We start from the raw sequence: 23,284 nt of genomic DNA on the forward strand, positions 1-23,284 counted from the left end.
TCTGAGTGCTGTGACATGTTTACTTACCTCTCACTGGTGACGGTGACATCACTGAAAATCACTACTTGGACACTAACCGGTTTCCCCGGCGTTTTGTTCGTGCACCGACGGCTGTTCGCTGACGGCGCACGATGGCCGAATCACCGCCGTGCCGTTTCCGGTCCAACGCGAACGGCCCCCGGATCGGAAGGATCCAGGGGCCGCTGCTGCGGGTGGTTAGGGACTAGGCCTTGGCCTCTGCGGTGGCGTCCTCAGCCTCGACAACCGCAGCCTCGGGGGCTTCGGCTGCGTCAGCGTCGGCTGCCTCTGCAGCGGGGGCTTCCTCGCCGCCGGGGCGGACGAAGTCGCTGAGGTCAACGGTGTTGCCCTCGGTGTCAGTCACCGTGGCCTGGCCCAGGACGACAGCCAGTGCCTTGCGGCGGCGGACCTCGGAGACCATCATGGGGACCTGGCCGCTCTGGTCGATGATCTGGGCGAACTGGTTGGGGTCCATGCCGTACTGGCTGGCGGTGGTGACGATGTAGTCGATCAGCTCGTTCTGGCTGACGTTGACTTCTTCCTTTTCGGCGATGGCGTCAAGGATGATCTCGTTCTGGAAGGCGCGGGCCGTGTTGGCGCGGACTTCTTCGCGGTGTTCCTCGGTGTCGTGCTCGCCGTCTCCGTGGCCGTTGCCCTCCTGGAAGTGGGCTTCGAGCTGCTCTTCGACCACCGAGTCCGGAACGGGAACCTCAACCATTTCAACCAGCTTGTCCAGGACCTTGTCGCGGGCCTCAACGCCCTGCTCCACGATCTTGGAGTCGGCGGCCTGCTTGGCCAGGTCCTCGCGGAGTTCGGCGAGGGTGTCGAATTCGGAGGCGAGCTGGGCGAAGTCATCATCCGCCTCGGGCAGTTCGCGTTCCTTGACGGCCTTCACCACAACCTTGACCTGGGCGGCTTCGCCGGCGTGGTCGCCGCCAACCAGGGTGGTGTCGAAGATGGCGTCCTCGTCGGCGCTGAGGCCGGTCACGGCCTCGTCCATGCCTTCAAGCATGGTGCCGGCGCCAACCTGGTAGGACAGGCCGGCAGCGGAGTCCACTTCCTCGCCGTCGATCGTGGCGGTGATGTCGATGGTGAGGAAGTCACCGTCGGCGGCGGGACGGTCCACGGACTTCAGCGTGCCGAAGCGGCCGCGCAGTTCGTCCAAGGCCTTGTCCACGTCGGCTTCGGAGGATTCCGCAGCCGCAACCTGGACCTCGATGCCGGAGTAGTCCGGGAGTTCGATCTCGGGACGGACGTCAACCTCGGCGGCGAACTTCAGGCCGCCGTCGGTAGCGGAGGGATCGGGAACCTCGGTGATCTCCACCTCGGGACGGCTCAGGGGACGGATGCCGGATTCCTGCACGGCAGCCTGGTACCAGCCGTTGAGGCCGTCATTGATGGCCGTCTCCAGGACGTAGCCGCGGCCGACCCGCTGGTCGATAAGCTTGGCAGGAACCTTGCCCTTGCGGAACCCGGGAACCTGGATCTGCGACGCAACAGTCTTGTAGGCCGAGTCGATGCTGGGCTTCAGTTCCTCAAAGGGGACCTCAACATTGAGCTTGACCCGCGTGGGGGTGAGGTTCTCGACAGCGCTCTTCACGGTCTAAGTACTCCTGGGTTGTGGGATTGGTTTCTGCTAACGCAATGGATGTCCAGGCCCACCGGACCTGGTCACGCAGAGTCGGGGTGACAGGATTTGAACCTGCGACTTCCTGCTCCCAAAGCAGGTGCTCTAGCCAAGCTGAGCTACACCCCGTAAGTGCACAGGCAAGTCTACGGTGATACGCGTCGCGAATGCACATTTGACACGTAGGCCATGGATTAGGTTTAGTTGTATCCGGCTTGAACAGCCAGCCCGGAGTTTCCGCGAAAACGGATCTTCCTTCGGGGACGTAGCTTAATGGTAAAGCCTCAGTCTTCCAAACTGATTACGCGGGTTCGATTCCCGTCGTCCCCTCCATAGACACGAAAAGGCCCCTCCACGGAGGGGCCTTTCGTGTTTAAGCCGGAGCCGGCAAGAACCGTCGTGGGGCGCTTTGGCGGCGTCACGGCAACAAAGTACGACGGCGGGCGGCGTGTCCGTGGGTTATAGGACAAAGCGTGTGTAAATCCCGGGCGCGTCACGAGCGTCCTGCCCAGCCTTTGCGGTGCGAGAGCCCTTCGTCGGCGCTAAGGCCGGTGCTGTAAAGCTCGGGGCCAGGGTCCTGTTCCTTCTGGGCCTTGGACTTTGTTTTGGGTGGGGTGTGATGGTGGGTTTCGATGAGTTTTGCCGGTTGCAGGGACTGTTCGCTGTGCAGGTAGAGGTACCACTCGATCGCTCGTTTGCGGTGGTCTTCGCTCATGCCCCGATGTGCCCGCAGCAGTAACCGGAGTTGGGCGTTGGTGCCGCCTTCAATTCGGTTGGTGGTCGAGGCGATCTGGAGGCCTGCGAACTCGGTGCGCAGGTAGGTGAACAGTGTTCCGGCCTGACTGAGTCGTTCCAGGAGCCGGTAGGCCTTACGGAGCCTGTCGTGGGTGTACCACCAGGTCTGGTTGGCCCTGACCCAGCCCGGCACGACGGCGCTGCCGTTTCTGTAGGTCCGGGCTTTAACCAGGTGCCCGTAGGTCTGGTGCCAGTCGTTCAGCCCACCCAGCCATGCCGCCGCTTCGGCCGCGGTGGTGATCCTCGTCAGCGCCCGCCCGAGCCGCAGCAATGCCTTGCCCGCGTCAGTCCTGGGCCTGCCAGTCAGATGGGTGCGGACGTTGCGCTGGACGTGGACCAGGCAGCGCTGTACCGCGGTCTCACTCCAGCACTCGGACAGGGCCGCCGCGATGCCGGAGCCGCCATCGGTGATCACGACGATAGGGGCGGGAAACCGGGCGAGCAGGGCAGTCCACGCCGCCTTCTTCTCGGTGTCGCACCACTGCCAGCCAAGCACGTGATCCCCGGCCACAGCGATCAAACAACACCACGAGCCCACATAGATGCCATCAACCTGAATCTGGTCATGGATCTCGCCCGTGATCGGGATCTGCGGGGCTATGGTCCAGCACCATGAGGTGCGGCGCCGGAAGGACCGGGCCGTCCCTAACGACGTTGACGCTGACTGGCTCGAGGTGCCCAGCAGCCAGCCCAGGAACGCCTCCAGTTCCGCCCGCCGGCTCACATCGGGACGTTCACCTGAACGGCTCGCCCCGCACTCCAGACACCGATACCGCTGCTTACCGGCAGCCGTTTTCCCGTTCCGAACCAGCGCACGACCACAAATCAAACACTCCAGAGATATGCAAGCACCCCAGCCACCCTAAGCTTCAAAAGCTTAGCTACCACTGATTTCCCCCGCCGCCACTGGGAAGCAAGCCCCTCCCATACACACGTTTTGTCCTATAACCCGTGTCCGTGTCGAAGTGCCCCGTTTCTGCGTGTCTGGAGCGGAACGGCTAGTCCTGCGGCTGTTGGCAGTAGGGGCACCAGTAGAGGTTCCGTCCGGCCAGGTCGGCGATGAGCACGACGGTGCGGCACACCCTGCAGGGCAGGCCGTGCCGTTTGTAGACGAAGTGGGCATCATCCCCGCCGGGGAAGTGGGCGCTTTTGGGCGGGACGGGCGCACCGGCTGCGGCAGCCTTGGCCGCGGTGGTGCCATCGAGGGTCCAGTATTTCGGCGGCGTGGTGATGATGCGGCCGTCCGCCACGCCGTCGCCCATGACGGCAACAATGTCACGCCAAAGCTTCCGGGCGTCGCTGTCCGGGAGTGACGTTCCGGGCAGCCAGGGGTCCAGCCGACGGCGGAACAGGACTTCCGCGCGGTAGACGTTCCCGACGCCGGCAATCACCTTCTGGTCCATCAGCAGGGCGGCCAGCGGCGCCTTCCGCGCCTGGACGTTGGCAGCAAAACGGCCTGCGTCGCCGCGGAGGTTCCGCAGGGGATCAGGTCCCAGCCGCGCTAGTACGGCGCGGGCTTCTGCTGCGGTGATGGTTTCGCAGGTGGTGGCCCCCCGAAGATCGGCCCAGCCGTGGCTCCCGGCGAGCCGGACCCGCACCGCCCCGACGGGCGCCGGCGGGCCCGCGTATGGCGCGCCGCCGCCGTCGTCCCCGTCAGCGAAGGCCTCCTGCTCGCCGACGCGCCGCGGCGCACCAATGCTGGAGGCTCCGGTGAAGGTGCTGTCACCGCCGAAGCTCCAGGCACCGTACAGGCCCAGGTGGACGTGCAGCACCAACGCGTTGTCGAAATGCAGGAACAGGTGCTTTCCGTGCGCCTCGGCCGCGAGCAGGCTATGCCCATCCAGCAGCGCCGCTCCCCCGCTGAACCTGCCCTGGGGGCTGGAAACGGCGAGCGTGTCACCCGCGAAGACGTCGCCGAACTGGCGGGCGAGCCTGCGGACGGAATGGCCCTCAGGCACTACTCGATGACCTCGCCGGTTGCCTCGTAGGCCGCAATCTTGCCGATCCTGCGCACATGGCGTTCGTCATTGCTGAACGGCTCGGACAGGAACGCCTCGATCAGTTCCGTGGCCTCCTCCACCGTGTGCTGGCGTCCGCCGACAGCCACCACGTTGGCGTCGTTGTGCTCCCGGGCCAGGGTGGCGGTGGAAAGGTTCCACGCGAGGGCCGCGCGGACGCCCTTGACCTTGTTGGCGGCGATCTGCTCACCGTTGCCCGAACCGCCCAGTACGATGCCGAGGGCGTGGACGCCTGCCTGCTGGTCTGCAACCACGGCCAGCGCAGCGTTGATGCAGAAGGAAGGGTAGTCGTCCTGGGCGTCGTAGACCTTGGGCCCGTGGTCCACCACCTCGTATCCCCTGCCGGTCAGGTGGGACACCAGGTGGGCGCTGAGCTCCATGCCTGCATGGTCGGTGGCGATGTGGACCCGCGGGAAGGCAGGGGAAGAAGTCACGTGCAAAGTCCGTTCGGTTGTGGGAGCTGGCGGCCCGCCGTATGGAGGCCGGAACAACACCGATAAGGATACTAGGAGCGGCCCTGATCAGGACTCCGGACGCCCTTCGGCGGGTGGAGCGCTTCCGCCGCCGCGGGCCCTGGCGGCTACCCGGGTGAGGACTTCGGCCAGCCGCGCGGCGGAGTCCTGGCTGCCTCCGCTGACGGCCAGGCGCTGGCCGTCCGTCTTGCTCACGACGACGGCGGGGCCGCTGCTGACCAGCATGGCGGCGGTCCCGCGGTGGTGCCGGTAGCCCCATCCGCCATAGTCCGCGGCCCGCACTTCCGCGGCGCTGGCATCCGAAATGGCACCGGCGGGCACATCCATGACGGGGACTACCCCGGCCAGCAGGACCTTCAGCCCGCGCCGGTCCGCCCGGATGCGGGCGAAGAGGAACGCCGCCCCGACGAGGGCCAGAACCACCAGCAGGAGTCCCAGCCACGGCACCGCCAGGGCGATGAGGGCCGCCGGGAACAGGGAGGCGATGGCGATCATGACAAAGACCGAACTCCTGGCGTGGACCCAGAGCCGGATGCTGTCCCGGGCAAGGTCGGGGTCCAGTTCCCTGGTGATGGCGGCCTGCAGCGCGCGGTCGTCGTCCGGCGACCATTGCCGGTCGGCCTTGTAGACCATGGCCATGGCGACGCCCAGCGACACGGCCGCGCCGCTGCCGAGCGCGAGGACTGTCATGTCCACATGCGACTGCCGGGCATCGGCCAGCCCGGTCTGGCCGATGAGGCCGGCGGCAAGGGCAGAGGTAATGAACAGGCTGAGGAACAGCCCCGCCCCCATCATGATCCTGCGCATCATCACCGGCCTGCCCAGCGGCACGGCCTGGAGGAGTACCAGCCAGCCTGCTACCACAATGATTACGGCGCCCACCCCTACATAGGCGCCGAAAGGCGCGAAGTTGGCACCGCCGTCGTCCGTCCACTGGATTGCGAGTGGATCCGGAAGGTCCGGACGCAGCAGGAACGCGCAGTAGACGAAGGCGGCGGCCAGGACGAGGGGGAACCCGACAGCAAAGCGCATCGCCTTGGTGTCCACCGAATCCAGCAGCTTTCCCATGTATTTAACGCTACCCCTGCGGCCGCCTGGCCAACCGCGATGAGGGCAACGGAGGCGGCTGTGAGCTGCACAACTTGCCAAGGATCCCAAGGATGAAAGAATGCATCACAGTGCCGGAACCGGGACCACCGGCCGGCAGCCGAACTTTTCTGGAGGCCCTCCTTTGCCAGGTATGAACCTGACGCGCGCCGAAGCCCGTGAGCGCGCCGAACTGATCACCGTCGAGTCCTACGATGTCAGCCTGGACCTGACCCGCGGCGGAGAGGTCTTTGGCAGTACCACCACCGTGCGATTCACGGCATCACCGGGTGCAGCGAGCTTCATCGATGCAGTGACCCGGACCGTGCACAGCGTGACCCTGAACGGCACCAGCCTCGATCCGGCCGCCGTATCGGATGGTGTCCGGATCCAGCTTCCCGGCCTGGCCGAGCACAACGAGCTGACCGTGGTGGCCGATCTGCCCTACATGAACACCGGGGAAGGCCTGCACCGGTTCGTGGACCCGGTGGACAACGAGGTCTACCTGTACACCCAGTTCGAGGTCCCCGACTCGCGCCGAATGTTCGCCGTCTTCGAGCAGCCGGACCTGAAGGCGACCTTCGCCTTCACCGTCACGGCGCCGTCGCACTGGGACGTCATCTCAAACTCCCCCACACCATCTCCGGAGGAAGCTGCCCCGGCAGAAGACGGCTCGGCCCGCTCCGTGTGGACGTTCGCGCCGACGCCCCGCCTGTCCTCCTACGTCACGGCCCTGATCGCCGGCCCGTACCAGTCCGTCCGCAGCGAGGTCACCAGCTCGGACGGCCGCGTCATCCCGCTCGGTGTCTTTGCGCGGAAGTCGCTGATGCAGTACTTGGATGCAGAGAACATCTTCGAACTCACGCGGCAGGGCTTCGGGTTCTTCGAGGAACAGTTCGGCTGCCCCTACCCCTTCGAGAAGTACGACCAGCTGTTCGTGCCGGAGTTCAATGCCGGCGCCATGGAGAACGCCGGGGCCGTGACCATCCTGGAGGGCTACGTTTTCCGCAGCAAGGTTACCGGCGCCCAGATCGAGCGCCGCGCCATCACCGTGCTCCACGAGCTGGCGCACATGTGGTTCGGCGACCTGGTGACCATGCGGTGGTGGAACGACCTGTGGCTCAACGAGTCCTTCGCCGAATACATGTCCCACCTGGCAGCGGTGGAAGCCACGTCCTTCACCAGCGCCTGGACCACCTTTGCGTCAGTGGAGAAGTCCTGGGCCTACCGCCAGGACCAGCTGCCCACCACTCACCCGATCTTCGCCGAGATAAACGACCTGCAGGACGTGGAGGTCAACTTCGACGGCATCACCTACGCCAAGGGCGCCTCGGTGCTCCGGCAGCTGGTGGCCTGGGTTGGCCCCGAACAGTTCATGGCAGGTGTCCGCGAGTACTTCGCCAAGCACTCCTGGCAGAACACCGAACTCCGCGACCTGCTGGTGGAGCTGGAAAAAGCCAGCGGCCGGGACCTGGACGACTGGGGCCGGCAGTGGCTGGAAACGGCGGGCGTGAACACGCTGAGCCCGGAACTGGACGTGGATCCCGAGGGTAAGCTGCGGTCCTTCGCAATCCTGCAGTCCGCAGTGCCCGAGTGGCCCACCATCCGTCCCCACCGCCTTGCCGTGGGCTTCTACAATCTGGACAGCGACGGCAAGCTCACCCGGGTGCACCGTGAGGAGTTGGACGTCGACGGCGAACGCACCGAAGTGCCGGCACTGGCCGGCCTGGCCCAGCCGGACCTGATCCTCATCAATGACGACGACCTGGCGTACGCCAAAGTGCGGCTGGATGCCAAGTCCCTGGCCACCGCCACCGCCCACCTCAAGGATTTCGGTGACAGCCTGCCCCGGACCCTGGTCTGGAACTCCGCATGGGATGCAGCCCGTGACGGCGAGACTCCTGCCCGGAAGTACGTGGAGCTGATCCTGTCCAACGTCGCCGCGGAGACGGACTCCTCCGTGATCCTGGTCCAGCTGCGCCAGCTGGCCACCACCCTCAACTTCTATGTGGCCGAGGAACACCGCGAAGCCACTGCGGTTGCCGCCGTTGACCGGCTCTGGGATTTGGCTTCTGAAGTTCCCGGCGGATCCGACGCACAGCTGCAGTTCATCAAGTCCTTCGCGCTGCTGGCCCGAAGCGCCTCCCAGCTGGACCGGGTGGCCGGCCTCCTGGACGGTTCGGTAGTCCTGGACGGGCTGGCCGTGGACCAGGACCTGCGGTGGGAACTCGTGGCATCCCTGGTGGCCGGCGGCCGGATGGGACAGGACGGGATCGACGCCGAACTGGCGCGGGACAACACCTCCAGCGGTCAGAATGCGGCGGCCCTGGCCAAGGCGGCCATCCCCACCCCCGAGGCGAAGGCCGCGGCCTGGGAATCCATCGTGGTCAAGGGCGAGCTGTCCAACGCGCTGCAGGGATCGGCGGTAGCGGGCTTCATGCGCGTGCTGGACCGCACGCTGCTGGAACCGTACGCGGAAAAGTACTTCGCGGCCGTGCCGGGCATCGTGGCAACCCGGACGCACGCGCTCGCCCAGCAGATCGTCGTCGGCCTCTACCCGGCGCTGCTGACCACGCAGGGCACCATCGACCGCACGGACGGATTCCTGGCGTCGCTGCCGGCGGAAAGCGCCGCGCTGCGGCGGATGATGCTGGAGAACCGCGACGGCGTTGCGCGCGCCCTGCGTGCCCGGGCCGCCGATGTTGTCCAGGACGGCAGTCCGCAGTGAGCCTTGATGAGCACTGGTATGCGCTGACAGTCCAGTGGACCGGCAACCGGGGTGACGGCACGTCGTCCTACCGGGCCTATTCCCGGGACCACGACGTGCTCATTCCGGGCCTGCCGGTCCTTAAGGGCTCGGCGGACCCGACATTCCACGGGGACCGGGAACGCTACAACCCGGAACAGCTGCTCCTGGCTGCGCTGGCGCAGTGCCACATGCTGTCCTATTTGCACGTGGCCGTGAAGCACGGCGTGGTAGTCACCGATTACCGGGACGAGGCAACCGGGCTGATGCGGCTGAACCGGGACGGCAGCGGCCAGTTCGAGCGGGTGGTGCTGCATCCGCACGTGACGGTGGCCGATCCCGGGCAGGCCGGCCTGGCGGCGTCCCTGCACCACGAGGCGAACCAGGTCTGCTTCATCGCGCGCAGCGTGAATTTCCCCGTGGAGCATCAGCCCGTGACGGTGGCGGCTTAGGCTCCGCCTCCGTTGTGGAGCATCTCCACGAGGCGCCGTTCCGTGGCGGGCGACAGGCCGGCCTTCCGGGGCCGGTCCAGCCCGCGGATGCGTTCATCGTCGAAGGTGGCAGCCAGGGTATCCCGCCAGGGCCGAAGCACCATTCCTGCCGCCTTGGCGTTCCGGTTGCTGCGGGCCATGAAGCCATCGTGGCCGGGCGGGAGCCAGAGCGGCAGGGACTCCGGCCCGGACCAGTAGTTGGCGCCCGGTTCCACCAGCCACTCTTCACCGGCGGTGCTGATGATGCCGTTGAAGCCGGACGCTTCGCGGCAGGCGCTGATGAGTTCGGCAAAGGGCACCTGGTCCCCCATGGCGTTGAGTGGACCGGTGATCCCTTCCTCCGCAGCGAGCAGGATCCAGGCCGCCAGGTCACGGACGTCGATCACCTGCGTGGGGTGGTGGCCGACGTCCGGGACCAGCACCGGCCCGCCATTACGGGCAAAGCGGGCGGGCCAGTAGCCGTAGCGGTCGGTGGGGTCACCGGGGCCGCTGATCAGCCCCGCCCGGCACAGGTGGGCCCTGCCGTTTGTTGCGTTGAGGGTGGCCTCTTCAATGGCAACCTTGGACTCGCCGTAGTTTTCCGGCATAGACGTCTCCCCCGGGGCGAGCGCCGGCAGCAGCTCCGCGTCTTCCACCGCTCCCGGGACGGAGTGGTCCGCGTACGCCGAGCAACTGGAGACAAAAGTCCAATGCCCTGCTTTGTCCGCAAGGCCGGCCAACACCTGCCGGGCAGGCTCGGGATCCCTGGCAACCTCGACCACCGCATCCCATTCGCCGGCGACTTCCGAGTAGGCGGCCGGACCCGTTGAGCGGTCGGCCCTGACCCAGTGGGTGCCCTGCGGCGGTTCGGCCGATGTTTCCCCGCGCCAGGCACGTCACGTCATGCCCTGCGGCAACTGCTTGGCTGGCGATTTCCCTGGAGAGGAAGGCAGTTCCGCCGAGAATGAGAATGCGCATTGCCCCACGCTACGGCGGCTAGGGTTGAATGAGAACAGAGCAATATCCCTAGGAGCTATTTCCACCCATGGTCAGCATGTTGTCCATCCTTCCCCCTGCCACAACCCAGCCCGATGGCGTCAGCATCCCAGGCATCGTGATCAGCTTGGGCATCGGCGTCGCCGTCTGGCTGGTGGCCACGTTCATCATCTCCCGCATCACCAGGCGCATTGCCTCCGGAAGCAATTTCTTCAAGAAGCCGATGTTTAAATGGGTGGCGCCGGCCATCCGCGCCCTGGACCATGAGCGGCGGGTACAGCGCGCAGAAACCATCGGTTCACTCCTGAACAGCGTGGTGGGCGTGCTGGTGGTGGTCATCACCGGCATGTACGTCCTGCAGAACCTGGACATCAACATCGCACCGCTGCTGACCAGCGTGGGTATCCTGGGTGTGGCCATCGGCTTCGGCGCCCAACAGCTGATCCGCGACTTCCTGGCCGGCATCTTCATTACCATTGAAGACCAGTACGGGATTGGCGATGTCATCGAGACCAGCGAAGTGGTGGGCGTGGTGGAGTCCATGGGTTTGCGGATCACCCGCGTCCGCTCCGACGACGGCGCCATCTGGTACCTGCGCAACGGTGAGATCCTCCGCGTGGGCAACCGCTCGCAGGGCCGGTACGTTCCGCTGCACGAGTCCGACGACGGGACCACCGACCAGGGCTCGGCCCATGTTGAGACCAAGAAGACAGACCAGAAAGCCGGGGAATAGCATGTCGCTTCCCATTGAACCGCGCCCAGCGCAGCGGCCCCAGTTGATGCAGAACGATCCGTTCAGCAAGCCGGGCTACACCGACAGCTTCTATGACGCGGTGGGCGGCCACGAGACGTTCGTGAAGCTCATCGATGTTTTTTACGACGGCGTGGCCACCGATCCGCTGCTCCGCCCGATGTATCCGGAAGAGGACCTGGCGCCTGCAAAGCGCCGATTCCTGATGTTCCTCGAGCAGTACTGGGGCGGGCCCACGACCTATGGCGAGGAGCGCGGCCACCCGCGCCTGCGCATGCGGCACACGCCGTTCAAGGTGACGCCCGAGGCCAAGGACCGCTGGCTGTTCCACATGCGCACCGCCGTGGACGCCCTGGAGCTGCCACCGCTGTACGAGGGCACATTGTGGGAGTACATGGAGCGGGCGGCGCTGTCCATGGTGAACAGCGCTTCCGAGGCCTGAACCCCTCCCGGACCGCGGCCTGGAATGGTCCTGGCCGCCTTGAGCTACAGCAGGCCGCTGCCGGTCCGTGCCAGGACGTGGCCGCGTGGACCGGTCAGCCGGAACCAGCGGCCGGCGCGGTACAGCTTCTGGTCGCCGTCAGCAAGGAACCCCAGCGCGAAAGCCGCAAAGGCCGCTCCCGCTGGCAGGCCTGTGCTGTCCAGTTCCCGGCCCCACACAGCCGCCCGGGCGTTGTTCACGATGAGGGCGCCCGGCTTGTCCGGCACAATCCCTGCCACTTCCGCGATGCCGCCTTCAGCTGCCGCCTTCAAGCCTGCGTCACTGACAGCCCCCAGCAACTCCCATCCACCCCGTGGGGCGCCCACTCCCGTCCATGATTCGGTGACGGTGGTTGGCGGAACCGGCAATTCGACGTCGTTCTCCCCCGCACGTGCCAGCCGGTCCAGGACGGCGGACAGGGCAACGGTGACATCCGTTCCGGATGGTTCCGCAAGCGCCATGGTGCGTAGGCCCAGGATGGTGGGGGTCGATTCACCCAGGAGCCTGGGCCGGAGGACACACACGTAGGCGGCCAGCACCGAACCGGCGGCCTGCAGCCGGATGGCGCCGTCGTCGATGGCCTTGGCCCTGGTGGCGAACGTCCTCAGGTCGGCGAGATCCCGGGGATCGGCGAAACGGAAGGACGAGGTGAGAAGTTCAGACACACCTAAACACTACCGGCTGCGCTCCGGTTGAGTGGCTCCCCGGGCGCCGTCTAGAGTCGGACCATGACTGAAGCCGAAGCCGGACTCCTGGCCCCGCCAAGCGGAGACCCCACCTCATCGCTGATCGAACTGCTGGACCTTGGTGAGCTTGAGGGCGCCCGGACGGACGAGGATATTTTCCTGGGCCCCTCACAGCAGCAGCCGCACCACAGGGTGTTCGGCGGGCAGGTCCTGGCACAGTCACTCGTGGCGTCCATCCGGACAGTGGATCCTGAACGATTCGTCCACTCAATGCATGGCTACTTCCTGCGGCCCGGTGATGCCAACAAGCCCATTACCTTCGGTGTGCAGCGGCTGCGCGACGGCCGGTCGTTTTCCGCCCGGCGTGTCCACGCCTACCAGGACGGGGTGCCCATCCTGTCCATGATTGCCTCTTTCCAGGGCGAGGACGAAGGGATCGAGCATTCGCTGGCGATGCCGGAAGGGATCCCGGACCCCGAATCATTGCCCAGCACCGCAGACCTGCTGGGACGGTTCGACCATCCGGTGGCCCGGCACTGGGCGTATGAGCGGCCCTTCGACATCCGCCATGTCGATACGCCGTTGTACGTTTCGGCAGAGGGGCCGCGGGAGGCCCGCAATGCCGTCTGGATGAAGACGTTCGGGCCGATGCCGGACAACTCCAATCTGCACCGCGCCGCCCTGGCCTACGCCAGCGACTACACACTGCTCGAATCCATCCTTCGGCGGCATGGGCTTAGCTGGATCACCCCCGGCATGAATGTTGCCAGCCTGGACCACGCGATGTGGTGGCACCGCCCGGCGCGGGTGGATGAATGGCTGCTCTACGTCCAGGAGTCGCCCAGCGCGCAGGGCGCACGCGGCCTGGCCACCGGCAGGATCTTCAGCCGCGACGGCCAGCACGTGGCCACGGTGGCGCAGGAGGGAATGGTGCGCGTTCCCGCCGACCCCGCGGACACGTAGGACCAGCACCCCGGCACCGGCCCAAGCCGTGGCGCCGGCGGATCCTTGCATGGGAAAGGCCGGCACCTGATCAGTCCAGATCAGATGCCGGCCTTCCTTTTATGCTTTACGAGTCGCCGGGCGCTAGTCGCGGGTCAGGCGGCGGTGGGTAACACGGTGCGGCTTGGCGGCATCGGGCCCCAGGCGCTCCACTTTGTTCTCCTCGTAGGATTCAAAGTTGCCCTCGAACCAGTACCACTTGGAGGGGTTCTCCTCGTCACCTTCATAGGCCAGGATGTGGGTGGCTACACGGTCCAGGAACCACCGGTCGTGGGAGACCACCACGGCGCAGCCGGGGAACTCGAGCAGCGCGTTTTCCAGGCTGCTGAGGGTTTCGACGTCGAGGTCGTTGGTGGGCTCATCGAGGAGCAGCAGGTTTCCGCCCTGCTTCAGGGTCAGGGCCAGGTTCAGGCGGTTCCGCTCACCACCGGACAGGACACCTGCTTTCTTCTGCTGGTCCGGGCCTTTGAAGCCGAAAGCGGCCACATACGCGCGGGACGGCATCTCCACGTTACCCACCTGGATGAAGTCGAGTCCGTCGGAGACAACCTCCCACAGGGTCTTGTTGGGGTCGATGCCGCCACGGCTCTGGTCGGCGTAGGAGATCTTGACGGAATCGCCGATCTTGAGATCGCCGCCGTCCAGCGGTTCCAGGCCCACAATCGTCTTGAACAGCGTGGTCTTGCCCACGCCGTTGGGGCCGATGACGCCCACGATGCCGTTGCGGGGCAGGGTGAAGGACAACCCGTCGATCAGCGTCCGGTCTTCAAAGCCCTTCTGGAGGTTCTTCGCCTCCAGCACCAGGCCGCCCAGGCGGGGTCCCGGCGGGATCTGGATTTCCTCGAAGTCAAGCTTGCGGGTCCGGTCCGCTTCGGCGGCCATCTCCTCGTACCGTGCAAGGCGGGCCTTGGACTTGGTCTGGCGGCCCTTGGCGTTGGACCGGACCCACTCAAGTTCCTCGGCGAGGCGCTTGGCCTGCTTGGCATCCTTTTTGCCCTGGATCTCCAGCCGGGCGCGCTTCTTCTCCAGGTAGGTGGAGTAGTTGCCTTCGTACGGGTAGAGGTGGCCGCGGTCCACTTCGGCGATCCATTCCGCCACGTGGTCCAGGAAGTACCGGTCGTGGGTGACGGCGAGGACGGCGCCGGGGTAGCTGGAAAGGTGCTGTTCAAGCCACAGCACGCTCTCGGCATCCAGGTGGTTGGTGGGTTCGTCGAGGAGCAGCAGGTCGGGCTTCTGAAGGAGAAGCTTGCAGAGCGCCACACGCCGGCGCTCACCGCCGGACAGGTTGGTGACGTCGGCATCGGCCGGCGGGCACCGGAGGGCATCCATGGCCTGCTCCAGCTGGGAATCAAGATCCCAGGCGTCGGCGGCGTCGATTGCCTCCTGCAGCTTGCCCATCTCGTCGAGGAGGGTGTCATAGTCAGCGTCGGGGCTGGCCATTTCCTCGGAGATTTCGTTGAAGCGCTGGATCTTGCCGTAAATCTCGCCCACGCCTTCCTGGACGTTGCCCAGGACGGTCTTTTCCTCGTTCAGGGGCGGTTCCTGGAGCAGGATGCCCACGCTGTAGCCAGGGCTGAGCCGGGCCTCACCGTTGGAGGGCTGGTCCAGCCCGGCCATGATCTTGAGGATGGTGGACTTACCGGCACCGTTCGGGCCCACAACACCAATCTTGGCGCCCGGGAAGAAGGACATGCTTACGTCATCAAGAATGAGTTTTTCGCCAACAGCCTTGCGGGCCTTGGTCATTGTGTAGATAAATTCCGCCATGGTCTCAAATCTAGTGGGTTGGCGGGCAGATCTCACATTTGCAGCCGACGGGTTATCCGGATCAGGAACCCACGAAGCACTTGCCGCTGGCCAGTACCGGAAGGACCGTAACGGTCACGGCGCCTTCACGTACCTGCCCAATGACGCAGTCCTTGCCCTCCAGCACGGCCGCTTCGATGGCGTCCGCCTCCAGTCCGGTGGGAGTCCGGCTTTGCGAGACCTGGAGAGCCGACGCTGCGATGCCCGCTCCGGTCAGGGCGTCGCTGACCTGGGCAGTAGCCGGTTTCGGCATCCCAGTGGCCAGTTTGGTCAGGGTATCCGTTACGGTCCGTTTCACCGTGTCGGTTGCGGCAGCTGCGGCCGCTGACGCACCGCCGGATGTATCGGCCAGCGGTTCGCTACTGGCGCCGGCGCCTTGCCCCGCAGGGCCGGTGGCCTGCGTGGTCGGCTGCTTGGCATCAGGGCCGGCAGCCGCTGCCGGAGACGATGCCCCTCCGCTGCTGTCCTCGGTTGCCGCTCCGTTCCCGGAGGGCCCGGCAACACAGCCTGACAGGAGACTGGCCAGGACGGCGCATGCAAGTGCTGCACCCGCCCGATTGTTCTGCCGGCGGTAAGGGGTGGGACGCATGGTGTCATTGTGCCATGGCTGCCGGCATGAACCGGCTGGGCGGCTGAGATCTGCAGGAGCCAGGGATACACGGGCCTCGAGGGCCATTCGCGCACCGGGCAACGCCACATTGGGCTTTTTCGTCGGCCAGCAAGTCGGCAACCGGCTTGATGTCGTCCTGGTTTGGCCGGGCGGGCGGAGGACGGCCGGGGGTGCCGCCATTCAGCCCGCCCGGGACTGGAGGGGAACGCTGATACCTGATGCTTCTTTCCTAGACTTCGGCCAGTTCCCCCGTTTCAAGGTCAAGGGAGGCGAGGCCTCCGTCGTTGTCCTCAACGACAATGGCGGCAGGGCCGTGGTCTTCGGGATTTTCGTCTTCGCGGTCTTCCGGCTCGTCCGGCATCTGGTCCATTCCGGGGACGTCCTCCGGGGCGGGCGGCTGCTCCACCAGGGAGAGTGCCGGCCTGGAAGCGGTCCGGATGAAGTTTGCCGATCCAAACGTGAGGTCGTGCCCCACGGCGTCGGCGTCGATGATGGTGGAGTGGTACACCCGCCCGTCCTTTTCCCAGGTGCGGATCTTCAGCTTGCCCACGACGATGACCGGCTGGCCCTTCCTGATGCTGCAGCCCAGGGTTCCGGCAAGCTGGCGGTAGCCCTGCACCGTGAACCAGTTGGTGTGCCCGTCGCCCCAGGTCCTGGATTCGCGGTCAAAACGGCGTGTGGTGGAGCCGATGCGGAAGGAAGCTGTTGCCACTCCCCCCGGCGTGGTGGAACTGGTTATCTCCGTGGCCACGAAGCCCCGGATGGTGATCGATTCGCTCATGTCTATGTCCTGTCTGGATGGTGGCGCCTGTAGCAGGCAAGACCAGCATCGCGCCGGACAACAGCGGGCAGGAGGTACATGTTGTTCTATGTGGACAACGTTCCTGCGGACAGCGGATGTGGAGGAGGAGTGGCCGCGTGATGACACGGCCGGCAGCCGGGCAATGTAAACTTTTTGAGGCGCCGGCCTGATGGCCGGAAGTCAACGCCTCAGTAGCTCAGGGGATAGAGCAGCGGCCTTCTAATCCGCCGGTCGGGGGTTCGATTCCCTCCTGGGGCACCGCGTGGTGAGTTGGGACTTCCTTCGCGGATGTTTCGAGTTATCCGTAACACCCCGGTCTTCGGACCGGGGTGTTCTTTGCCCCGATTTTCGTGGTTGGTAGTTTCCGGTGGGTTCGATGGTGATTTCTCCGGTGGCCGCGTCGCTGATGATGACACCTGCCTGGTGGATGAGCACCGGGAGGTCATTCCGCGTGTGGGCTGGGCCGATGGCGATGCATATGTGGCGGAATTGGCCTGCGTGGTGGAGCGTGAGTTTGCCGAACTTGTCGATCCTGTCCATGGAACCGCTCGATTTTGCCTTGCGTTTGCGGATGGTTCGGAGCGCCGTTCTTCTGCTGCCCAAGGCGTGGAGTGGGTGTTCGAAGGTGTTCTGGCCGCACCTCCCGCCGGCCAGGCGGGGGTGAAGACCAAACCGTTATCGGGCAGGATTCAGGCAGGAAGCCCGAGATCGGCAAAGCACCCCGAAACGTGGTGACAACGGCGGTGACGATCAGGGGTTGAACTGGTGCAGGCGAACAAGTAGCGGGAGTGGTCACCGAGGAAGTTCAGGATCCCTGTGCCGGTTGCTTTGGGGGCGTTGGGTCCGGGTTTCCACCCTTGCGATGCCTCCTTCTGTTTCGCGCTGGAGCAGTTCTCGGACCAAGCGGCGGCTGACTCCATAGTGAAGGGCAGCGTCGGTAACCGTCAGACCTTGGTTACGGGCAGCGAAAACGATGACTCTTTGTTCCGGCATACATCATGGTCAGCCGCTCCAGGTGTGACTCAGCGGTGACGCTTAAATCGGCTCCCACAGCATGCCCGTCGACTGACCGCCCAGGAACTAACTAACACCGGCCTTTGGCCTTACCGGGCATGCCGGGCAATTAGACGGTCCTGTCCACCTCTAAGCCCCCCGCTCGCGACCTGCTGCGCCTTCAATCGGAGAGCGGGTTGTTCAATAAATTTGCAGCTTGCCCAAGCGAAGGGGATCACAAGGATGGTTGTGGCAGCAACGAAAGCCCAGTACGGCAATGCTTGGTCAGGAAATGCCAGGGCCAGGCATTGCTGCACGGGCCACGCGTAGATGTACACACCGTATGAGATGTCATATTTGGACCCGACGCTCTGCCAAGGGAGTTTTTGACCGAGCCACAGCATGAGGTAGGCGAACGGTAGGTGAGCGAGTGGCGTCGCAGCTCCCGCCCATATCAAGGCCAAGAGCATTCCGAATGAGATGGCTGCCGTGACATTGCTTAGCCGAACCCGTTGAGCGTAGATGAATAGGAGTGCCCCTGCTGAGAACGAGATGCCCAATGGGATGACACCTGCCAGCATCTGCGGGAGGGCGATAATCTGCACGGCGGCAAGCAGGCGAACCGCGGTCAAGGAGGCGAAGCACGCGATGAGGATCGGACCCAAATGCCTTCTCTTCGCAACAGAAACGAGAATCCCGATCGCGAGGTAACAGAAGAATTCGTATCCGATGGTCCAAAGAGCGCCGTTCCAGGTGTTCGGGAACGGGACGCCGCCTGCAAGGGTATCGGATATCCCAGGCTGGTTGATGAACGGCAGGTAGAGCGGCAAGTTACGAATGGACCAGCTGACCGCGTCGAGAAGTTCATAGCGGCCAGTGGAGCCGAACAGATGAGACAGGGGAGCTATCGCGAAGGCGACTACGAGCAGGCAGACGACGTAGCCGGGAAAGATCCTCAACGTTCGTGCCCGGTAGTAGTCACTGACTCGTTTAGCCCCCACGCGGCTGCGCGTGATGAGGTACCCCGAGATCCCGAAGAATCCAAATACGGCCCACCCTCCCAAGGTTTCACCCCCGACGCGCAATTCGTCGCCGTATCCACCGAGCGCTGTTGAGTGCGAGACAATCACAAGCCACGCGAGTAGTAGTCGTAGTGCGTTCAGAGAATTGTGGCGCGGCTGAAATGTCGTCTGCAAGGACATGAGACCCCCCGAAAAAAGCGCCACCCAGAAGGCGCATTGTTTCCTATCCTAGCGGCGCATAAGGCCGATTACGTTCATTATTGGAACGTGCCTCGATATAGAAAGAGGTGGGTCGCGTTCGACATGACGGGCAGCTTACGGCGTCCGTGCCTCACTTTTGACAGTGGGAAGAAACTGTTCCCAAAATCGACCGAAATCTCGGCCGGAAGCTTGTCTGAGAATGTCAATTAGCGCTTAAGCGTCAGCCCGTACAGGCCCGTTGTTATCACCTCACTGGAAATGTCTTTGAATGACGACAGTGAACGCTGCCCACCACGAAATGAGCGACCATGGTTATCAATTCGAGTTAGGGCACTTTCCGGGCGATGACGGAAGCTTTCAGCTCTATTCAGGAGGTGACCAGAAGCGGCCTTCTAATCCGCCGGTCGGGGGTTCGATTCCCTCCTGGGGCACCGCGGTGCCCGGCGCCTCGGTCTTCGGACCGGGGCGCTGTGCATTGGCTGCTACGCGTGCAGCCGGTGCGGTGCTTCCACGAGGGAGCGGGTCACGCTGCCGGCTGCCCCCAGCAGGGCGCCCGACTCGCCCACCAGGGACACCGTCACACGGCTGGAGGCATATTTGCCCGGCGCGTACTTCTCCAGCCCCGCCAGCAACGGGGCGCGCAGCCACGGTTCGAGGACAGCGAAGTGGCCGCCAAGGACCACGGATTCGATGTTGACCACCCGCGCGGCCGAGGCAAGTGCTATGCCCAGGCAGCGGCCGGCCCGTTCGACGGCGGACACTGCCCGGGGCTCCCCGGCCTGCAGCGCCTGCATGAGGGCGGACATATGGGCCGACCGTGAAGCCCCATCCGGGGCCAGTCCGGCTGCCGTGAAGATGGCATTCTGGCCGGCAACCGTTTCCAGGCAGCCGGTTCCCCCACACGAACAATGACCTCCGTCAGGGTCCACCACTATGTGCCCCACCTCGCCGGCGTGGCCGTGCGGCCCGGTGAACAGCTCGGATCCGATGACAATCCCGCCGCCGACGCCCACTTCACCGGAGACGAAAAGGAAGTTGGACGCGCCGTCCGGCCGGTGCCGCAGTTCGGCAAGGGCTGCGGCATTGGCCTCGTTGAACAGCTCCACGCCCAGGGGGGCCTCGGGCAGCAGGGCGTCAAGGTCGAGGTCCACGTTGACCCAGCCCAGGTTGGGGGCGGTGAGCACCCGCGCCAGGGCAGGGTCAACCAGTCCGGGCACAGCCAGTCCGCCGCCCAGGACCTCGACGCCCTGCTCCCCCGCCGCGCTCCGGACCCGGGCCGCCAGGGCTGCGAGCGCGGCCAGTACGGACCCGTCCGGGCTGTTGCGGTTGTCTCGTTCCTGCTCCTCCCGGACCAGGACGGTCCCGGCGAGATTGACCACGGCTGCGGAGATGTAGTCCACGTTGATTTCCATCCCCATGACGGCCCGGCTGGGGCTAAGCTCCAGCCCTACACCCGGCCGGCCGCGCCCCTGCGGGTTGAGGCCTATCTCCCGGATGATCCCTGCGTCCAGGAGATCCAGCACCAGGCTGGACACCGACGCCTTGGTCAGGCCGGTGGCGGCGGCCACCTGGGCGCGGCTGGGGTGGGCGCCGGGCGGGAACTCGGCGATGGCGCCCAGGACCAGTGCCAGGTTGCTGCGCCGGACATCGCCCACGCTTCCGGGGGCTGAGCCTCCCGGCCCCGCCACTGCAGGCGCCGGCATCACCATCACAAACCTCCACGGGTCAGGCTTCTCGCAAATTTTCCAGCTGTTTCCAGCCCGGACTCTTGACCCCACCCTACGTCCGCTCATATAGTTCAGGCAATGAACTAAAGCTTCGCAACCCCGCGGAGCGCACGATCGCAAGGACGCATCATGACTCTCTCGCCCACCCCCGCCGACAAATTCACTTTTGGCCTCTGGACCGTCGGCTGGACCGGCGCCGATCCGTTCGGCGTCGCCACCCGCTCCCCCCTTGACCCGGTGGAAGCCGTCCACCACCTGGCGGAACTCGGTGCCTACGGCATCACCTTCCACGACAACGACCTGGTGCCGTTCGATGCCTCTGCTTCAGAGCGGGACCTGATCCTCAAGAACTTCCGGGCAGCGCTGGCAGAAACCGGGCTCAAAGTTCCGATGGTCACCACCAACCTCTTCAGCCACCCGGTCTTCAAGGACGGCGGCTTCACCTCCAACGACCGGTCAATCCGCCGCTTCGCCCTGTCCAAGGTCCTGCGCAATATCGACCTGGCCGCCGAACTCGGCGCCGAAACCTTTGTGATGTGGGGCGGCCGGGAAGGCAGCGAATACGACGGCTCCAAGGACCTCGCCGCCGCCCTGGACCGCATGAAGGAAGGCGTGGACACCGCCGCCGGCTACATCAAGGACAAGGGCTACAACCTGCGGATTGCCCTCGAGCCCAAGCCGAACGAGCCCCGCGGCGACATCTTCCTGCCCACCGTGGGCCACGGCCTGGCCTTCATTGCCCAGCTGGAGCACGGCGACATCGTGGGCCTGAACCCCGAAACCGGGCACGAGCAGATGGCCGGACTGAACTTCACCCACGGCATCGCCCAGGCCCTGTGGGCAGGCAAGCTCTTCCACATCGACCTCAACGGTCAGCGCGGAATCAAGTACGACCAGGACCTCGTCTTCGGCCACGGCGACCTGACCAGCGCCTTCTTCACCGTCGACCTCCTCGAGAACGGCTTCCCCGGCGGCGGCCCCAAGTACGACGGCCCCCGTCACTTCGACTACAAGCCCTCGCGCACCGACGGCTACGACGGCGTCTGGGAATCCGCGAAGTCCAACATGGCCATGTACCTGCTGCTGAAGGAACGGGCGCTGGCCTTCCGCGCCGACCCCCAGGTGCAGGAAGCCCTCACGGCCTCCGGCGTTTTCGAACTCGGCGAGCCCACACTCAGCGCCGGCGAAACCACCGCCGACCTGCTGGGCGACACCACGGCATTTGAGGACTTCGACGCCGACAAGGCCGCCGAACGCTCCTTCGCGTTCGTCCGCCTCAACCAGCTCGCCATCGAACACCTCCTGGGCGCCCGCTAGGCCATGGTGCTCGTCGCAGGCATCGACAGCTCAACCCAGTCCTGCAAGGTGGTGGTCCGCGATGCGGACACCGGAGCACTGGTCCGCCAGGGCCGCGCCACGCACCCTGCCGGGAGCGAGGTTCATCCGGACCACTGGTGGACGGCCCTCCAGAAGGCGGTGGCCGACGCCGGCGGGCTGGATGACGTCAGCGCCGTTTCGGTGGGCGGGCAGCAGCATGGCATGGTCTGCCTGGACAGCGACGGTGCCATCATCCGCCCGGCGCTGCTGTGGAATGACACCCGCAGCGCCGGGGCGGCCGCGGAGCTCATCAGGAGTGCCGGCGGCGGTGATCCCGCCGCCGGTGCGGAGTATTGGGCGCGCGCCACCGGCACTGTTCCCGTTGCCTCATTGACCGTGACCAAGCTGCGCTGGCTGGCAGAAAACGAACCGGAGAACGCGGCGAAGGTGGCCGCCGTCTGCCTTCCGCATGACTGGCTGACCTGGCGGCTTGCGGGCTTCGGCCCAGGCAGTGGGGCCGAAGGGCTCGCCGCCCTGGCCACGGACCGCTCCGATGCCTCCGGCACCGGGTACTACTCGACGACGGAGGGCCGGTACCTTCCTGACGTCCTGTCCGCGGCGCTCGGGCACGTTCCGGCCGTCCCCAGGGTCCTTGGCCCGCTGGAGGCGGCCGGACGCACCCCGGAGGGCAGCCTTCTGGCTGCGGGTGCCGGGGACAACGCGGCCGCCGCGCTCGGTGCCGGTGCGGGCCTGGGCGACGTCGTGATGTCCCTGGGCACGTCGGGCACGGTCTTTGCCGTCTCGGATACCCCGGCGGCAGATCCCGCGGGGCTTGTGGCGGGGTTTGCCGACGCTGCCGGGCATTACCTGCCGCTGGTCTGCACCTTGAACGCCACCCGCGTTTTCGATGCCACGGCTGCCCTGCTGGGCGTGGACCTGCCGGAGTTCAACCGGCTGGCCCTGTCTGCCGGGCCTGGCGCCGGAGGACTTACCCTGGTCCCCTACCTTGACGGGGAGAGGACGCCCAACCTGCCCGACGCCACGGGTTCCCTGCATGGCATTACCCGGGCCAACTACACCCCTGCCAACCTGGCGCGCGCCGCCGTCGAAGGCGTGGTCTGCTCCCTGGCCGACGGCCTGGCAGCACTGCAGGCCCAGGGCGTCTCTGCCCGCCGCATCATCCTGGTGGGCGGCGGCGCACAGTCCACCGCCGTGCAGGAAGCCGCGGCGGCCCTCCTGGGAACCGTCATCACGGTGCCGCAGCCGGGTGAGTATGTGGCCGACGGAGCTGCACGGCAGGCAGCGGCGGCGCTTACCGGACATTTCCCCGCCTGGGCGGCTGACGCCGTCGACCTTCCGCAGGGGACGGACGACGGCGGCGTGCTGGCCAGGTACCGGCGCTTCGCCTCGCTCTACACCCAGGACAGCAATAAGTAGCAGTATGAAAAAAGGACCCGGACCGGCGGTGGTGAATCCACCGCGGGTCCGGGTCCTTCCATGTGGGGCGCGAGCTCCTGCCGTGACGTAGCAGGAGCCCGCGGTCTGTATCAGGTCAGGCGTACGGGAGGACAAGCTCCGCGTAGCGCTCCTTCACTGTGGCCAGGACGGTGCTGCCGTCCGTGTCCCAGATCTCCTGATTGAAAATTTCCACTTCGAT

General features: G+C 65.6%; 19 protein-coding genes, 3 tRNA genes and 3 pseudogenes. 9 read left to right on the forward strand and 16 right to left on the reverse strand.

Going from position 1 to position 23,284, the window contains the following annotated elements; genetic code table 11:
- Nucleotides 1–223: 223 nt before the first annotated feature.
- A complete protein-coding gene (tig, locus tag FBY36_RS20380; RefSeq protein WP_142122374.1) occupies nucleotides 224–1,618 on the reverse strand; it encodes a trigger factor in 1,395 nt (464 codons plus the stop codon).
- An 81-nt stretch (nucleotides 1,619–1,699) separates the two neighbouring features.
- Nucleotides 1,700–1,774: transfer RNA gene (locus FBY36_RS20385), tRNA-Pro, on the reverse strand.
- A gap of 130 nt (nucleotides 1,775–1,904) precedes the next feature.
- Here FBY36_RS20385 and FBY36_RS20390 point away from each other — a divergent pair.
- Nucleotides 1,905–1,978: transfer RNA gene (locus FBY36_RS20390), tRNA-Gly, on the forward strand.
- Between the two features lie 160 nt (nucleotides 1,979–2,138).
- Here the strand turns inward: FBY36_RS20390 and FBY36_RS20395 are convergent.
- The 4 genes from FBY36_RS20395 to FBY36_RS20410 all read right to left on the reverse strand — a co-directional run bounded on the left by FBY36_RS20395 (nucleotide 2,139) and on the right by FBY36_RS20410 (nucleotide 5,999).
- Nucleotides 2,139–3,269 (reverse strand): IS1249 family transposase, encoded by a 1,131-nt coding sequence (locus FBY36_RS20395; protein ID WP_160141923.1) that lies wholly within the window; start codon nucleotides 3,267–3,269, stop codon nucleotides 2,139–2,141.
- Nucleotides 3,270–3,438: 169 nt separating this feature from the next.
- Nucleotides 3,439–4,398, reverse strand: coding sequence for an Fpg/Nei family DNA glycosylase (locus tag FBY36_RS20400; protein WP_142122379.1), 960 nt, complete (start codon nucleotides 4,396–4,398; stop codon nucleotides 3,439–3,441).
- Nucleotides 4,398–4,892, reverse strand: coding sequence for a ribose-5-phosphate isomerase (locus tag FBY36_RS20405; protein ID WP_142122381.1), 495 nt, complete (start codon nucleotides 4,890–4,892; stop codon nucleotides 4,398–4,400). Before FBY36_RS20405 ends, FBY36_RS20400 begins: the two co-directional genes overlap by 1 nt.
- A gap of 87 nt (nucleotides 4,893–4,979) precedes the next feature.
- Nucleotides 4,980–5,999 (reverse strand): hypothetical protein, encoded by a 1,020-nt coding sequence (locus FBY36_RS20410; RefSeq protein WP_142122383.1) that lies wholly within the window; start codon nucleotides 5,997–5,999, stop codon nucleotides 4,980–4,982.
- Between the two features lie 172 nt (nucleotides 6,000–6,171).
- Here FBY36_RS20410 and pepN point away from each other — a divergent pair, with 172 nt between their 5' ends.
- Entirely contained in the window at nucleotides 6,172–8,745 is a 2,574-nt protein-coding gene (gene pepN / locus FBY36_RS20415; RefSeq protein ID WP_142122385.1) for an aminopeptidase N, read from the forward strand.
- Nucleotides 8,742–9,215 carry an OsmC family protein gene (locus tag FBY36_RS20420; RefSeq protein WP_142122387.1) on the forward strand — a complete coding sequence of 158 codons (474 nt, stop codon included), beginning with the start codon at nucleotides 8,742–8,744 and terminating at the stop codon, nucleotides 9,213–9,215. Before pepN ends, FBY36_RS20420 begins: the two co-directional genes overlap by 4 nt.
- On the opposite strand, the pseudogene FBY36_RS20425 reads toward FBY36_RS20420, so the two are convergent.
- Nucleotides 9,212–10,211: pseudogene (locus FBY36_RS20425) on the reverse strand (NAD-dependent epimerase/dehydratase family protein). The gene FBY36_RS20420 and the pseudogene FBY36_RS20425 overlap by 4 nt on opposite strands.
- Nucleotides 10,212–10,278: 67 nt before the next feature.
- Between FBY36_RS20425 and FBY36_RS20430 the strand changes: the two are divergent.
- On the forward strand, nucleotides 10,279–10,962 hold the full coding sequence (locus FBY36_RS20430; protein ID WP_142122389.1) for a mechanosensitive ion channel family protein: 684 nt from the start codon (nucleotides 10,279–10,281) through the stop codon (nucleotides 10,960–10,962).
- A 1-nt stretch (nucleotide 10,963) separates the two neighbouring features.
- Entirely contained in the window at nucleotides 10,964–11,422 is a 459-nt protein-coding gene (locus FBY36_RS20435; protein ID WP_142122391.1) for a globin, read from the forward strand.
- A gap of 44 nt (nucleotides 11,423–11,466) precedes the next feature.
- Here the strand turns inward: FBY36_RS20435 and FBY36_RS20440 are convergent, their stop codons facing one another.
- The gene (locus FBY36_RS20440) at nucleotides 11,467–12,126 is read right to left on the reverse strand and encodes a hypothetical protein (protein ID WP_142122393.1); all 660 of its coding nucleotides are present in this window, start codon (nucleotides 12,124–12,126) and stop codon (nucleotides 11,467–11,469) included.
- Nucleotides 12,127–12,189: 63 nt separating this feature from the next.
- Between FBY36_RS20440 and FBY36_RS20445 the strand changes: the two genes are divergently transcribed.
- The gene (locus tag FBY36_RS20445; RefSeq protein WP_142122395.1) at nucleotides 12,190–13,110 is read left to right on the forward strand and encodes an acyl-CoA thioesterase; all 921 of its coding nucleotides are present in this window, start codon (nucleotides 12,190–12,192) and stop codon (nucleotides 13,108–13,110) included.
- 123 nt (nucleotides 13,111–13,233) lie between these two features.
- Here the strand turns inward: FBY36_RS20445 and ettA are convergent, their stop codons facing one another.
- The 3 genes from ettA to FBY36_RS20460 form a co-directional block, all read right to left on the reverse strand.
- On the reverse strand, nucleotides 13,234–14,916 hold the full coding sequence (ettA, locus tag FBY36_RS20450) for an energy-dependent translational throttle protein EttA (protein ID WP_142122397.1): 1,683 nt from the start codon (nucleotides 14,914–14,916) through the stop codon (nucleotides 13,234–13,236).
- Nucleotides 14,917–14,977: 61 nt separating this feature from the next.
- Nucleotides 14,978–15,544 carry a DUF6993 domain-containing protein gene (locus tag FBY36_RS20455; RefSeq protein WP_142122399.1) on the reverse strand — a complete coding sequence of 189 codons (567 nt, stop codon included), beginning with the start codon at nucleotides 15,542–15,544 and terminating at the stop codon, nucleotides 14,978–14,980.
- Between the two features lie 250 nt (nucleotides 15,545–15,794).
- Nucleotides 15,795–16,346, reverse strand: coding sequence for a single-stranded DNA-binding protein (locus tag FBY36_RS20460; RefSeq protein WP_142122401.1), 552 nt, complete (start codon nucleotides 16,344–16,346; stop codon nucleotides 15,795–15,797).
- 206 nt (nucleotides 16,347–16,552) lie between these two features.
- Here FBY36_RS20460 and FBY36_RS20465 point away from each other — a divergent pair.
- Nucleotides 16,553–16,625, forward strand: a tRNA-Arg gene (locus FBY36_RS20465).
- Nucleotides 16,626–16,905: 280 nt separating this feature from the next.
- Here the strand turns inward: FBY36_RS20465 and FBY36_RS20965 are convergent.
- The 4 genes and pseudogenes from FBY36_RS20965 to FBY36_RS20480 all read right to left on the reverse strand — a co-directional run.
- Nucleotides 16,906–17,074 (reverse strand): annotated as a pseudogene (locus FBY36_RS20965) (IS481 family transposase); the annotation flags it as partial.
- A gap of 85 nt (nucleotides 17,075–17,159) precedes the next feature.
- The gene (locus tag FBY36_RS21210; RefSeq protein WP_235008918.1) at nucleotides 17,160–17,360 is read right to left on the reverse strand and encodes a helix-turn-helix domain-containing protein; all 201 of its coding nucleotides are present in this window, start codon (nucleotides 17,358–17,360) and stop codon (nucleotides 17,160–17,162) included.
- Nucleotides 17,361–17,470: 110 nt separating this feature from the next.
- Nucleotides 17,471–18,562 (reverse strand): acyltransferase family protein, encoded by a 1,092-nt coding sequence (locus FBY36_RS20475; protein WP_142122403.1) that lies wholly within the window; start codon nucleotides 18,560–18,562, stop codon nucleotides 17,471–17,473.
- A 503-nt stretch (nucleotides 18,563–19,065) separates the two neighbouring features.
- The gene (locus FBY36_RS20480) at nucleotides 19,066–20,292 is read right to left on the reverse strand and encodes an ROK family protein (RefSeq protein WP_142122405.1); all 1,227 of its coding nucleotides are present in this window, start codon (nucleotides 20,290–20,292) and stop codon (nucleotides 19,066–19,068) included.
- Between the two features lie 147 nt (nucleotides 20,293–20,439).
- On the opposite strand from FBY36_RS20480, the gene xylA reads away from it, so the two are divergent.
- The gene (gene xylA / locus FBY36_RS20485) at nucleotides 20,440–21,627 is read left to right on the forward strand and encodes a xylose isomerase (protein WP_142122407.1); all 1,188 of its coding nucleotides are present in this window, start codon (nucleotides 20,440–20,442) and stop codon (nucleotides 21,625–21,627) included.
- Between the two features lie 3 nt (nucleotides 21,628–21,630).
- Nucleotides 21,631–23,064 (forward strand): xylulokinase, encoded by a 1,434-nt coding sequence (gene xylB, locus FBY36_RS20490; protein ID WP_142122409.1) that lies wholly within the window; start codon nucleotides 21,631–21,633, stop codon nucleotides 23,062–23,064.
- A 115-nt stretch (nucleotides 23,065–23,179) separates the two neighbouring features.
- On the opposite strand, the pseudogene FBY36_RS20495 reads toward xylB, so the two are convergent.
- A pseudogene (locus tag FBY36_RS20495) lies at nucleotides 23,180–23,284 on the reverse strand (sugar phosphate isomerase/epimerase); the annotation flags it as partial.

Origin of the sequence: Arthrobacter sp. SLBN-122 (assembly GCF_006715165.1) — a bacterium.
Taxonomy (GTDB): Bacteria; Actinomycetota; Actinomycetes; order Actinomycetales; family Micrococcaceae; genus Arthrobacter.